The sequence below is a fragment of the Modestobacter lapidis genome (assembly GCF_054780755.1).
In genome coordinates, this window is record NZ_BAAGVS010000002.1 from 331,252 (window position 1) to 343,707 (window position 12,456).

General features: G+C 72.8%; 11 protein-coding genes. 4 read left to right on the forward strand and 7 right to left on the reverse strand.

Translation table 11 applies throughout. The features are described 5' to 3' along the window. Positions 1-56: 56 nt before the first annotated feature. The 4 genes from ACYVG5_RS04220 to ACYVG5_RS04235 form a co-directional block, all read right to left on the reverse strand. The gene (locus ACYVG5_RS04220; RefSeq protein ID WP_222046879.1) at positions 57-1,742 is read right to left on the reverse strand and encodes a ribonuclease J; all 1,686 of its coding nucleotides are present in this window, start codon (positions 1,740-1,742) and stop codon (positions 57-59) included. Positions 1,743-1,832: 90 nt separating this feature from the next. Then, on the reverse strand, positions 1,833-3,491 hold the full coding sequence (locus ACYVG5_RS04225; protein ID WP_222046881.1) for a Na+/H+ antiporter: 1,659 nt from the start codon (positions 3,489-3,491) through the stop codon (positions 1,833-1,835). A 145-nt stretch (positions 3,492-3,636) separates the two neighbouring features. Beyond that, positions 3,637-4,074 carry a nitroreductase family deazaflavin-dependent oxidoreductase gene (locus ACYVG5_RS04230; protein ID WP_222047020.1) on the reverse strand — a complete coding sequence of 146 codons (438 nt, stop codon included), beginning with the start codon at positions 4,072-4,074 and terminating at the stop codon, positions 3,637-3,639. A 132-nt stretch (positions 4,075-4,206) separates the two neighbouring features. Next, positions 4,207-4,692, reverse strand: coding sequence for a hypothetical protein (locus ACYVG5_RS04235; RefSeq protein ID WP_460682981.1), 486 nt, complete (start codon positions 4,690-4,692; stop codon positions 4,207-4,209). 209 nt (positions 4,693-4,901) lie between these two features. Here ACYVG5_RS04235 and ACYVG5_RS04240 point away from each other — a divergent pair, with 209 nt between their 5' ends. From ACYVG5_RS04240 to ACYVG5_RS04255, 4 genes are all read left to right on the forward strand, one after another. After that, positions 4,902-5,693: a hypothetical protein gene (locus ACYVG5_RS04240; protein WP_460682982.1), complete on the forward strand. Its 792-nt coding sequence runs from the start codon at positions 4,902-4,904 to the stop codon at positions 5,691-5,693. A gap of 274 nt (positions 5,694-5,967) precedes the next feature. Then, positions 5,968-6,795 carry an alpha/beta fold hydrolase gene (locus ACYVG5_RS04245; protein WP_222046886.1) on the forward strand — a complete coding sequence of 276 codons (828 nt, stop codon included), beginning with the start codon at positions 5,968-5,970 and terminating at the stop codon, positions 6,793-6,795. 26 nt (positions 6,796-6,821) lie between these two features. Further along, the gene (locus ACYVG5_RS04250) at positions 6,822-8,018 is read left to right on the forward strand and encodes a pyridoxal phosphate-dependent aminotransferase (protein WP_222046888.1); all 1,197 of its coding nucleotides are present in this window, start codon (positions 6,822-6,824) and stop codon (positions 8,016-8,018) included. Then, positions 8,015-8,776: a nitrilase-related carbon-nitrogen hydrolase gene (locus ACYVG5_RS04255; protein ID WP_222046890.1), complete on the forward strand. Its 762-nt coding sequence runs from the start codon at positions 8,015-8,017 to the stop codon at positions 8,774-8,776. The genes ACYVG5_RS04250 and ACYVG5_RS04255 overlap by 4 nt, the downstream gene beginning before the upstream one ends. A 57-nt stretch (positions 8,777-8,833) precedes the next feature. On the opposite strand, the gene ACYVG5_RS04260 is transcribed toward ACYVG5_RS04255, so the two are convergent. The 3 genes from ACYVG5_RS04260 to ACYVG5_RS04270 all read right to left on the reverse strand — a co-directional run bounded on the left by ACYVG5_RS04260 (position 8,834) and on the right by ACYVG5_RS04270 (position 12,434). After that, a complete protein-coding gene (locus tag ACYVG5_RS04260; RefSeq protein WP_246629833.1) occupies positions 8,834-9,526 on the reverse strand; it encodes a potassium channel family protein in 693 nt (230 codons plus the stop codon). After that, entirely contained in the window at positions 9,519-10,934 is a 1,416-nt protein-coding gene (locus ACYVG5_RS04265) for a TrkH family potassium uptake protein (RefSeq protein ID WP_222046892.1), read from the reverse strand. The genes ACYVG5_RS04260 and ACYVG5_RS04265 overlap by 8 nt, the downstream gene beginning before the upstream one ends. A gap of 72 nt (positions 10,935-11,006) precedes the next feature. After that, positions 11,007-12,434 (reverse strand): trypsin-like peptidase domain-containing protein, encoded by a 1,428-nt coding sequence (locus ACYVG5_RS04270; RefSeq protein WP_222046894.1) that lies wholly within the window; start codon positions 12,432-12,434, stop codon positions 11,007-11,009. Positions 12,435-12,456 lie beyond the last annotated feature (22 nt).

Here is a 12,456-nt window from a genome sequence, read left to right on the forward strand (position 1 = left end):
GTGACCGCACCTTGACCCGGAGGGCTCCGGGATGCGTCCCGGACGCCTTCCGGTCCTTACGCGTCGATGACCACCGGGATGATCATCGGGCTGCGCCGGTAGGTGCGGTGCGCCCAGTTCTGCACGGCCCGGGAGATCAGCTGCTCCAGCTGGATGGCCCCGCCGACGCCCTCCTCGGCGGCCTTCGCCAGCGCCTTCTCGATCAGCGGGACGACGGCCGTGAAGGTGCCCTCGTCGTGGACGAAGCCGCGGGCGAGGAAGTCGGGGGTCTCGGCGAGCCGGCCGGTCTCCATGTCCACGATCGCCACGACGGTGATCACGCCCTCCTCGGCCAGGTTGCGCCTGTCCTTGAGGCTGGCCTCGGTCGCGCCACCGACGGTCTCGCCGTCGACGTAGACGTTGCCGGCGGGGACCTTGCCGGTGATCGACGCCCGGCCGCCGACCAGGTCGACGACCATGCCGTCCTCGGCCAGCACCACCCGGCCCGGGTCGACGCCGGTGCGGATGGCCAGCTCGCCGTTGGCCTTCAGGTGCCGCCACTCGCCGTGCACCGGCATGACGTTGCGCGGCTGGACGAGGTTGTAGCAGTACACGAGCTCGCCGGCGCTGGCGTGCCCGGACACGTGCACCTTGGCGTTGCCCTTGTGCACCACGTTCGCGCCCCACCGGGTCAGCTCGTTGATGATCCGGTAGATCGCATTCTCGTTGCCCGGGATGAGCGAGCTGGCCATGAGCACCGTGTCGCCCTCCTCGATCCGGATGACGTGGTCGCGGTTGGCCATCCGGGACAGGGCGGCCATCGGCTCGCCCTGGGAACCCGTGCAGACCACGGCGATCTTGTTCGGCGGCAGCTTCTCCAGGACCTTCAGGTCGACCACCAGCCCCTTGGGCACGTTGAGGTAGCCGAGGTCGCGGGCGATGCCCATGTTGCGCACCATGGACCGGCCGACGAAGGCGACCTTGCGGCCGTGCGCGTGGGCGGCGTCGAGCACCTGCTGGATGCGGTGCACGTGGCTGGCGAAGCTGGAGACGATCACCCGCTTGGGCGCGGTGCGGAACACCTTCTCGATGGCCGGGGTGAGCTCGCCCTCCGAGGTGGTGAACCCGGGGACCTCGGCGTTGGTGGAGTCGGTGAGGAACAGGTCGACGCCCTCCTCGCCGAGCCGGGCGAAGCCGCGGAGGTCGGTGATCCGGCGGTCGAGGGGGAACTGGTCCATCTTGAAGTCACCGGTGTGCAGCACCATGCCGGCCGCGGTGCGGATGGCGACGGCCAGCGCGTCCGGGATGGAGTGGTTGACCGCCAGGAACTCGAGGTCGAACGGCCCGAACTCGACCAGGTCACCCTCGGACACCTCGACGGTGACCGGCTTGATCCGGTGCTCCTTGAGCTTGGCGTCGATGAACGCCAGGGTCAGCTTCGAGCCCACCAGCGGGATGTCGCGGCGCTCGCGCAGCAGGTAGGGCACCCCGCCGATGTGGTCCTCGTGGCCGTGGGTGAGCACGACCGCGACGACGTCGTCCATCCTGTCCCGGATCGAGGTGAAGTCGGGGAGGATCACGTCGATCCCGGGCTGGTGCTCCTCGGGGAACAGCACGCCGCAGTCGACGATCAGGAGCTTGCCGGCGATCTCGAAGACCGTCATGTTGCGGCCGATCTCGCCCAGGCCACCCAGGGCGATCACGCGCAGCCCGCCGTCGGCCAGTGCCGGTGGGGTGCGAAGTTCAGGGTGCGTGCGACTCATGGGCAGAACGGTACGGCGCACCTCCGACGGCGCGGCACCGGCCGCCGGACACGGCCTGTCGCGCGCCGTCCGGTGCGACGTCCCGGGTGGTCAGCGGCGGCCGCGCGTGGGGAGCAGCCCCTCCTCGTGGTCGAGCTCCCGCTCGAGGATCCGCAGGCTCTCGTCGGGGAGCCGGCCGATGTCGCGCCAGTGCAGCAGCTCCTGCCGCTGCGAGGCGAGGACCGCCCGGCGCAGCCGGAGCGCGGCCTCGTACTGCGGGGACATCGGGATGTCGCCACCCTCGGCGGTCTGCAGCACGTCGAGGCGGTGCCGGTAGCGGTCCAGCCGGCTGCTCAGCTGGGCGCGGAGGGTGGTGATCGCCTGCTCGTCGACGTCGTCGTGCTCGTCGGCCTCGAGCTGGTCGAGCCGGGCCATCCCCGCCTCGGCGGAGGCGACCCGAGCCTGGTTCCGCAGCTTGGCCTGGTCGGCCTCGTCGGCCCGCAGCCCCAGCGTGCGCACGAGCGGGGCGAACGTGAGGCCCTGACCCACCAGGGTGACCAGCACGACCAGGAAGGCGCAGAACAGCAGCAGGTCGCGGTCGGGGAACGGCTCCCCGAGGTCGGTCACCAGCGGCAGGGTGAAGATGGCCGCCAGGGTGATGACGCCGCGGGTGCCGGCCCAGCTGAGGACGACGACCTCGCGGCCGTTGAGCCGGTGGCCGGCCGGTGAGCTGCGGGGTTCGGCCTCGTCGAGCTCCTGTCCGCCCAGCCGCATGTGCAGCGAGCCGGGCAGCGCCTCGGTGAGCAGCAGCCACAGCGGCCGCAGCAGCAGGACGCTGCCCAGGGTGATCGCCGCCGCGGTCACGACGGTGGAGGTCTCGTACCGGCCCAGCCCGCGGATCACCTCGGGCAGTTGCTGGCCGATCAGCAGGAAGACGAAGCCCTCGAGCAGGAAGTCGACCAGCCGCCACACCGCGTCGGTCTGCAGCCGGCTGGCGCCCGAGGCCCAGCTCGGGTTGTTGTGCCCGATCACGAGCCCCGCGACGACCACGGCGAGCACCCCGGAGACGTGCACCGACTCGGCGAGCAGGTAGGCACCGAAGGGGGTGGCCAGCGAGACGGCATTGGACGACAGCGGGTCGCTCCGCAGCCGGCGCAGCGGGCGGACGCCGTAGGCCACCACCAGACCGGCGCCCACCCCACCGACGGCGGCGAAGAGGAACTGCGCCACGGCGCCGGGCGTGGAGTAGCCGTCGCCCTGGGCGGCGGCGACCGCGACGGTGAGGATGGTCAGTGCGGTGGCGTCGTTGAGCAGCCCCTCGCCCCGGATCAGGGTGATCAGCCGGGGCGGGAGCCCCACCTTGCGGCCGACCGCCAGCGCGGCGACCGGGTCCGGGGGCGCGACCGCGGCGCCCAGGGCGATCCCGGCGGCCAGCGTCGCGCCCGGCACCAGGAGCTGGAAGCCGACGCCGACGAGCAGTGCGGTGGCCAGCACGAGCAGCACCGAGAGGCTGATCACGGTGCGGATGTTCCGGCGGATCGCCGACAGGGAGGCGTCCAGCGCCGCGCTGTACAGCAGTGGCGGCAGGAGGAGGGTGAGCACGACGTCGGGGTCGAGCGTGACGTTGGGGCCCGGTGCCAGGGCGTAGGCGATGCCGATCAGGGTCAGCAGCGCGGCGGCCGGCAGCCCGGTGCGCCCGGCGATCCACCGGACGGCGATGAGCACCGCCACGCCGGCCAGCACGAACAGCAGGATTACCTCGGCATGCACCCCGGCAGTCTCGCTGAGCCCCCGGGTCTTGCCCTGCCGGGCGGGGCGGCGGTTCCGCGGAACCGCGCGGCGTCCGTCGGGGCGTGCTTCAACCCGAAGATGCACGGGTCCGGGAGGGCGGCGGTTCCGCGGAACCGCTCTCGGCTCAGTCCTCCGCGGGCGCGCCGGGCTCGAGCAGCAGCACCGGGATCCGGCGGCGCGTCCGGCGCTGGTACTCGACGTAGGACGGGAACACGGTGCAGGCCATCGACCACCACCGCGACCGCTCGGCGCCGGTCACCTCGCGGGCAACCAGGGAGAGGTCCAGCTCGCCGTCCCGGAGCCCCACCTCGGGATGGGCCCGCACGTTGGCGTACCAGGCGGGATGCCGCTCGGCGCCGGCCGCCGAGGCGACCACCGCGTAGACGCCCCGGTGGGTGACCCGCATGAGCGGGGTCTTGCGCAGCTGCCCGGTGCGGGCGCCCACCGTGGTCAGCAGCACCACCGGGCGGTTGCCCCAGGCGGTCCCGGTGCGCTCGATGTGCTCGACCTCGTCGCGAACCCACCCCACCGTGCTCGGCTCGTACTCACGGGGGCGCTCCATCCCACCAGTCTCCATGGGGCGGCCGTCGCCGGCGGAGGTGCCGACACCCAGCGGTACGGGTGCGGCACGGTCGCCGCGCAACAGGAACGGCGCCTCCCCTGCGGAAGGCGCCGTTCCTGTTGCTCTGCGGGATCAGGAGCAGAGGTACGACCAGCCGGAGCTCCAGGGGAGCTTGTTGTTGTAGATGGTCTGGCCACCGGCGCCGCCGCCGATCGGCCCGAGATTGATCTGGCCCTCGATCGGACCCGATGCGTAGTTGTAGGAGTCCACCGTGGTCCGGTAGTACCCGCAACCCTCGGGCAGGTCAGCAACGATCTTGTGCCAACCCGATCCGGTCAGCCATCCGCCGCCGATCCAGGAGTTGCCGAACCAGCCCCAGCGCTCGATCTTCCCGTAGCTGTAGCAGCCGAGGGTCCCGGAACAGTCCTGCGAGATGTCCGCCCAGCCCTCCGCGGACCCGCTCACGTTGCTCGGGGCATACACGTTCTTGGTGTAAGCCATGGCATTGGCCGGGCTCGCAGCCACCGCCACCCCCAGGAACGTCATGGGTACGGCGAGGCCGCACATGAACCGACGGCGCCAGTTGAGGACGACCTTGCCAGACGAGGTGGTGCGCATGAGGATCTCCTTCGGCGAGGGGTGGGGAGTTCTCGATTGCCCCCTCACTGTGGCGCCGTTTCGCCGTGACGGAACCCCTCTGCCGGTGCATGTAGCGGGACTTGCTGGAGAATGCGCAAATGTAGCGACTCATGACGTTAGGTTGACGTCTAGGGAGAGCATGTGCGACACGATTCGCGCCTACGACGCATCTCCACGGTGCTTCAGGCATGAGGTGCACGATTTGCGACGCCGACACGACGGTGAGTCGAACGCGCCTGAGCGACGGCAATCGCCAGGTCGTCCGCCGGCGGATGTGCAAGAACAACCGCACCCACTGGTTCGACACGGCGGAGCAGCCCGTCGGCCTCAGCCTCGACAAAGTGCTCGTCCGTCGGTCCGGGGACGGACGGTTGGCTGCCGGCGGCTTCGACGAAGCGCGCCTGCTCAGGGACGTCCAGCAAGGTGTACTCAAGCGGATGACCGAGGACGAGGCCCGAGAGGTCGTCCGCCAAGCGACGTACGACCTCGAGATGCACTTGAGTGCCACCGCTACTCCGATGAGCCGCGAGGAACAGGCTGAGCGTCCCGGTTACAAGGTTGCCATCACGGACGCTGTCATCCGGCAGGCCATCGAGCAGCGGCTGCGGCATCACGGCAAGCAGATGCCGCACGTGCTTTATGCACTGAGCACTCTGGGACGGTCGGACCGGAAAGGTCGTCCGGGTTTCGCCAACGCGGCCGACGTGCTGCGGTGGATTGGTAGGCCAGAGAACTATCCCGACCTGGCGCTCCCGACCCCGCCGGACCGCATGCCCGTCGCCGGCGATTCGTGGTGGCCCCCAGGTCGACCGCCCATGCCGGAGCGGGTCATCAAGCGGGCGCCCATCGAGCGGCGTCGATTCGTCTTCGATCGCTTCAGGAACAGCATCCGCGAGGCCATGCTCGGACGTCCCGAGGCGGGCGTCACGAGCGACAACGTCGCGAGTTGGACGCTGTGGGGATTGGCCGGCCAGCGTTGACGTCCTGACCGCGCAACTGGCCGTGGGGGTCATGGAGTGCCTGCGAAGGGTCGACGACATCGCCTATCTGCGCTGGATGGCCATCAGCAAGAGCATCGACTCGGTGGGTGACTTCCGGGCGGAGGCCCTGGCGCTCCTCACGCATCCGTCTCCGCGGCTCGAGTTTTCGGTAGAGAGTCAGCCTCGGGCCCGCCCCAACCGCAGGGAGGCCGGCTTTCGCTAGCGACCGCCAGTTACCTCGAGCCGCGTCCGGCCGGTGCGGCATCCTCGGGGCGTGCTCCGACCGGTGCTCCTCGGTGCTGCGGTGGTCGGTGCGGTGCTTGTCGTGCTGACCGGCCTGCTCTGGGCGTTCCAGCGCTCGCTGGTGTTCCTGCCCGAGGACGGCCCGCAGCAGCCGGTCGACGTCGTCCTGCCCGGCGCCCACGACGTCCGGCTGGTGACCGCGGACGGGCTGCTGCTGGCCGCCTGGTACCTCCCGGCCCCCGAGCCCGGCTCGGCAGCGGTCCTGGTGGCCAACGGCAACGGCGGGCACCGGGGGCTGCGTGCCCCGCTGGCCGAGGCGCTGCACGAGGCGGGGCTCGGCGTGCTGCTCTTCGACTACCGCGGCTACGCCGGCAACCCCGGCAGTCCGAGCGAGGAAGGCCTGGCCCTCGACATCCGGGCGGCCCGCACCTTCCTGGTCGAGGACGCCGCCGTGCCCCCCGACCGGCTGCTCTACCTGGGCGAGAGCCTGGGCGCCGCCGTCGTCACCGAGCTGGCGGTCGAGCACCCGCCGGCCGGGCTGGTCCTGCGGTCACCGTTCGTCGACCTGCCGGCGGTCGCCGCCGTGCACTACCCGTTCCTGCCGGTGCGCGCCCTGCTGCGCGACCGCTTCCCCGTCGCGGAGCAGGTGGCCCGGGTCCGGGCGCCGACGACGGTCGTCTACGGCACGGACGACTCGGTCGTCCCGCCCGGCCAGAGCCGGGCCGTGGCGCGTGCCGCCGCCCGGCTGCACCGGGTCGTCGAGGTGCCGGGCGCGGGGCACAACGACCGAGTGCTCCTCGACGGCGAGCAGCTCATCGCCGCCGTCGTCGAGCTGGCTGCGCTGTCGGCGACGGACTGACGACCGCCGGGGTGCAGGATGGGGCGGTGACCCGGGTGCCGCACCTCTCCGCCCGACTGCAGGGCTTCGGGACGACGGTGTTCGCCGAGATGAGCGCGCTGGCGGTGGCCACCGGCTCGATCAACCTCGGCCAGGGCTTCCCCGACACCCCCGGACCGGCCGAGGTGCTCGACGTGGCCCGCGCGGCGATCGGCACCCCGTACGACCAGTACCCGCCCGGCCCCGGCCACCCCGTGCTGCGGGAGGCGATCGCCGCGCACGTGCAGCGCTTCCGCGGCCTGGGCTACGACCCGGCCGACGAGGTGCTGGTCACCGCCGGGGCCACCGAGGCGCTCACCGCCGCGCTGCTGGCCCTGCTCGAGCCCGGCGACGAGGTCGTCCTCTTCGAGCCGATGTACGACAGCTACGCGGCCGCGGTCGCCATGGCCGGGGGAGTGCTCCGCCCCGTGCCGCTGTACCCGCCGCCGGCCGGCGACGGCGGTGGCCGGTGGACCTTCGACCCCGCCGAACTGGCGGCCGCGGTGACCCCGCGGGCGAAGCTGCTGCTGCTCAACACCCCGCACAACCCGACCGGCAAGGTGTTCACCCGCGCGGAGCTCGCCGCGGTGGCGGACCTGGCGCAGGGCGCCGACCTGCTGGTGCTGACCGACGAGGTCTACGAGCACCTGGTCTTCGCCGGCAGCGAGCACCTCTCGATCGCCACGCTGCCGGGCATGCGCGAGCGCACGCTGGTGGTCGGCAGCGGCGGCAAGACCTTCTCCACCACCGGCTGGAAGATCGGCTGGGTCTGCGGCCCGGCGCCGTTGGTGACCGCCGTCCGGACGGCGAAGCAGTTCCTCACGTTCGTCAACGGCGGCCCGTTCCAGCCGGCCATCGCCGCCGGCCTCGGCCTGCCGGACGCCTACTTCACCGGCCTGGCGGCCGACCTCGGGCGGCGCCGGGACCTGCTGGTCGCCGGGTTGGCCGCGGCCGGTCTGCCGGTGGTCAGCCCGGAGTCGACCTACTTCGCCACGGTCGACGTCCGGCCGGTGCAGCCCGACGGCGACGGGATGGCGTTCTGCCGCTCGCTGCCCGCCCGCGCCGGGGTGGTCGCCGTCCCGATGGTGGTGTTCTACGACCCGGCCGACGCCTCCCTGGGCCGGCACCTGGTGCGCTTCGCGTTCTGCAAGCGGGACGAGGTGCTCACCGAGGCGGTCGAGCGGCTGGGCAGGATGTCCCCATGAGAATCGCCGCGGTGCAGCACGACATCGTCTGGGAGGACCGCGACGCGAACTTCGCCCGGCTCGCCCCGCAGGTGGCCCGGGCGGTGGGGGCCGGTGCGGAGCTGGTGCTGCTCACCGAGACGTTCTCCACCGGCTTCTCCATGACGCCGGGCATCGGCGAGCCCGAGGGCGGACCGTCGGCCCGGTTCCTCACCGCGCAGGCCGCCGAGCACGGCGTCTGGGTCGGCGGCACCTGCCCCGAGGTGGCCGACGACGGCGAGCTGCCCTACAACTCCTTCGTGCTGGCCGGCCCGGACGGCACCATCCACCGCTACCGCAAGCTGCACCCCTTCACCCACGCCGGCGAGCACGAGCGGTTCCGCGCCGGGCAGGCGCCCGTCACCGTCGAGGTGGGCGGTCTGCGGGTCACCCCGTTCATCTGCTACGACCTGCGCTTCGCCGACGTGTTCTGGCGCGCCGCCCCGGACACCGACGTCTACCTGGTGCCGGCGAACTGGCCGAGCCCGCGCCGGCTGCACTGGCAGACGCTGCTGCAGGCCCGGGCGATCGAGAACCAGGCCTACGTCGTCGGCTGCAACCGGGTCGGGACGGCGGGCGACGGCACCGAGCACGCCGGCGACAGCCGGATCGTCAGTCCGATGGGGGAGCTGCTCGCGACGGCTTCGGGCACCGAGACGCTGGTGCTGGCCGACGTCGACGCCACCGAGGTGGCGGCCACCCGCGACCGGCTGCGCTTCCTGCCCGACCGCCGCCGCTGACGGGCTTTCGGTACCGAAAGGCCGGGGCTTTCGGTACCGAAAGCCCCGGCGGGGGTCTCAGCCGAGGTGGCTGAAGCGTTCGGCCGCCTGGGTCCGGCCGGCCACGATGATCATGTCCTCCGGGTGGACCACCGTGTCGGCCGTCGCGTACGTGAAGCCCTCCCCGCGGCGGTGCACGGCGACGACCGTGACGTCGTGCCTGCTGCGGATGCCGGTGTCGCCGAGCCGCTTGCCGATCATCTCCGCCGGCGGGCAGGTCTTGACCATCGCGAAGTCGTCCTCGAACTGGATGTAGTCGAGGACGGCGCCGCGTACGAGGTGGGCGACGCGGCGGCCCATGTCCGCCTCGGGGAAGACGACGTGGGCGACGCCGAGCTGGGTGAGGATCCGGCCGTGTGCCTCGCTCAGCGCCTTCGCCCAGACCTGCTTGATCCCGAAGCTGACCAGCAGCGACGCGGTGAGGATGCTGGACTCGATGTGGGTGCCGATGCCCACGACGGCGTACTCGAAGTCGGCGACGGCGAGCTGGCGGAGCGCCTCCTCCTTCGTGCTGTCGGTGCGCACCACCTGGCTCAGCCGGCCGTTGAGCGCCTGCACGATGTCCGGGTCGGCGTCGATGCCGAGCACCTCGGTGCCGCCGGCCATGAGTTCCAGGGCCAGCGCCGACCCGAAGCGGCCGAGGCCGATGACGACGACGGCGCCGGTGGTGGACCGGTCGTCGGGGCGGCGGGGGCGCAGCAGGCTAGCCAATGACGGGTCGCTCCTTCGGGAGGTCGTACAGCTGCCGGCGCTGCCGGAGGGCCAGCGCCGAGGCCAGTGTGATCGGGCCGAGCCGGCCGATGAACATCAGCACCACCAGGATCAGCTGGCCGGCCGTCGGCAGGTCGGCGGTGATGCCGGTCGACAGCCCGACGGTCGCGAATGCGGAGATCACCTCGAACAGCACCTGGTCCAGGCTGAACCGGGTGAGCGGCAGCAGCACCAGGGTCGGCACGATGACCCCGGCCACCGACAGCAGGGCGACCGCGGTGGCCTGGCGGTGCACCGAGCGGGGCAGCCGCTTGCCGAACACGTTGACCGCAGCCTCCCCCCGCGCCTCGGCGTAGATGACGAAGAAGAGCACCAGGAACGTGGTCACCTTGATGCCGCCACCGGTGCCGGCCGGCCCGGCGCCGATGAACATCAGCACGTCGGTCACCAGCCAGCTGCCCGGCCGCATCTCCCCGGTGTCGACGACGTTGAACCCGCCGGAGCGGGGCATCACCGCGGTGGTGAACCCGGCCAGCAGTTTGCCGCCGATGCCGAGCGGGCCGAGCGTGTCCTCGTTCTGCCACTCCTGGGCCGTGAGCACCAGCGTGCCCAGGGCCAGCAGCCCGGCGGTGCCGGCGAGCACCAGCCGGGTGTTCATCGTCCACAGCCGGGGCACCCGCAGGTCGCGGCGCAGCTGGAACAGCACCGGGAAGCCGATCCCCCCCAGGATGACCGCCACGTCGATGGGCAGCAGCACCCAGGGGTCGGTGGCGAAGCGCACCAGGCTGTCCGGGTAGAGCGACACGCCGCCGTTGTTGAAGGCCTCGACGCCGTGCCAGACGCCCAGCCACAGCGCCCGGGGGAACGGCTCGTCGTACCCGCCGACGAAGCGGAGCGTGAGCGCCAGGGAGACCACGGCCTCGATGAGCAGGCTGACCGCCGTGACCCCCAGCAGTACCCGCCGGACGTCGCCGACCCCGATGCTGCGGGCCTCGGCCACGACGTTCAGTCGGGCCCGTACGCCCAGCCGGCGGGCGAGCAGGAGGGCCAGCACCGAGGTGAGCGTCATGATGCCCAGGCCGCCCACCTGGACCAGGCCCAGGACCACGGCCTGCCCGAGGCCGCTCCAGTAGGTGCCGGTGTCGACGACGGTGAGCCCGGTCAGCGAGATCGACGTGGTGGCGGTGAACAACGCCGTGACCAGGCCGGCACCGTCCGGTCCGCGCCGGGCCACCGGCAGCGCCAGTAGCAGGGTGCCGGTGGCGATGGCGATGCCGTAGGCCGCGACCACCGCCTGCGCCGGGTGCCACTGCCGCCGGGGCGGCCGCCACGGCTGCCCGGGGGCGCCGGCCCCGGGGGCAGCGCCGGACCCGGGCCGCTCGGCCGAGCTCCTCCGGGTCCGGACCACCCGAGCACCCTAGGACGGCCGGGGGCCCGGTGGCGCCACGAGCCGCGGCGGTACGCCGGGCGTCGGCTCCGGTCAGCAGGGCCGGTTCGCGGCGCCGTCCCGCCCGGTCGCGCGCTCGATGCGCCAGTCGCCGGCGGCGTCCCGGACGAGCAGGTAGTCCAGGGTCCACCGGGTGCAGGTCTCGCCGTCCGGACCCATGCCTCGGGCCTGCAGGCTGGTGAAGCCGAGGCCGACGAGGACACCGTCGTCCCGCTCGGTCACCTCGAGCAGGGTGAAGTCGGTGTTGTAGGAGGTGCGGGTGCTGTCGGCGAACTCGGCAGGGCTGAGCGTCGCCTGCAGCCGCGGGCCCAGCACCGCGTAGGCGGTCGCGTAGTCACCGGTGTTGATGCCGAGGAAGTAGTCGGTCAGGGCGTCCAGGGGGCCGGGGGCGGGGTTGCGGTCCAGCTCCGGGTCGCTCCCGGTGCTGGGGCCCAGCGCGCCGGGGCAGATCGCCGCCGGCTGCGGCCGGGGGGCGGTGCGCCAGCCGGTGAACGCCGGGCCGGCCTGGGTCGCGGGCACCGCGTACGCGATCCCGTTGGCGTCGGTGAGCAGCGCGTCGACCAGCCCGACGACGTCGCCGGAGGCGGTGAGCAACGGCCCACCGCTGTTGCCCGGGTTCACCGGGGTGTCGGTCTGGATCAGCCCCGGCCGCTCCCGTCCGTCGACGGAGATGGTGCGGTCCAGGCCGCTGATCCCGCCCTGGGTCATCGTGATCGGCTGGCGCAGCGGGAACCCGATGGCGGCCACCGGGGTGCCCACCTCGGGCTCCCGCGTGGCGAGGGTGAACAGGTGGCCGGTCAGCGGGCGCTCGGTCTGCACCAGCGCCAGGTCGCGGGCCGGGTCGCTGCCGATGACGACCCCGGTGGTGCGCTGCTCGCCGACCGCCAGGCTGATGACGGCCGCCTCGGACACCACGTGCTCCACGGTGGCCACGAGCGTCGGGGACAGCAGGAACCCGGTGCCGACCCCGTCGCCGTCGCAGCTGACCGTCTCGATCCGCACGACGCCGTCGCTGCTCCGCTCGTAGAGCGCGGCGAACGACGTCGTCGGGTCGGCGGTGGAGGTCGACGGGGTCGACGGGGCGGTCGTGCTCGCCGGGACCGTGGTCGTGGCGGCCGTGCTTCCCGGGGTCGTCGTTCCCGGGGCCGTGGTTCCCGGCGGCGTGGTTCCCGGCCGGGGGGTACCGGGCGGCGCCGCGTCGGGGCCGGCGACGGCCGCCGCGACCGGCCCGGTGGTGGACGACCGGGAGGCGACCGTGTCGATGGCGAGATAGGTGCCCGCCGCCCCGGCCAGCACGACGACGGCGGCCGCACCCGCGACCAGCCACGTCCGCGAGCCGGCGCCCCGGCGCGGCGGGGGCCACTCCGGCGGGCCGGCCGGCAACGGTCGGACCGGCGCGCCGCACCGGGCGCAGAACGAGTCCTGGTCGGCCGGCCACTGGCCACATCGGGTGCACTGCACGGTCGGGCCCCCGTTCCGCGGT

Excerpts from the sequence above, each read along its gene's own strand:
- ACYVG5_RS04220 (WP_222046879.1), bottom strand. The coding sequence starts at position 1,742 with ATGAGTCGCACGCACCCTGAACTTCGCACCCCACCGGCACTGGCCGAC.
- ACYVG5_RS04230 (WP_222047020.1), bottom strand. The coding sequence starts at position 4,074 with ATGGAGCGCCCCCGTGAGTACGAGCCGAGCACGGTGGGGTGGGTTCGC.
- ACYVG5_RS04235 (WP_460682981.1), bottom strand. The coding sequence starts at position 4,692 with ATGCGCACCACCTCGTCTGGCAAGGTCGTCCTCAACTGGCGCCGTCGG.
- ACYVG5_RS04240 (WP_460682982.1), top strand. The coding sequence starts at position 4,902 with ATGAGGTGCACGATTTGCGACGCCGACACGACGGTGAGTCGAACGCGC.
- ACYVG5_RS04255 (WP_222046890.1), top strand. The coding sequence starts at position 8,015 with ATGAGAATCGCCGCGGTGCAGCACGACATCGTCTGGGAGGACCGCGAC.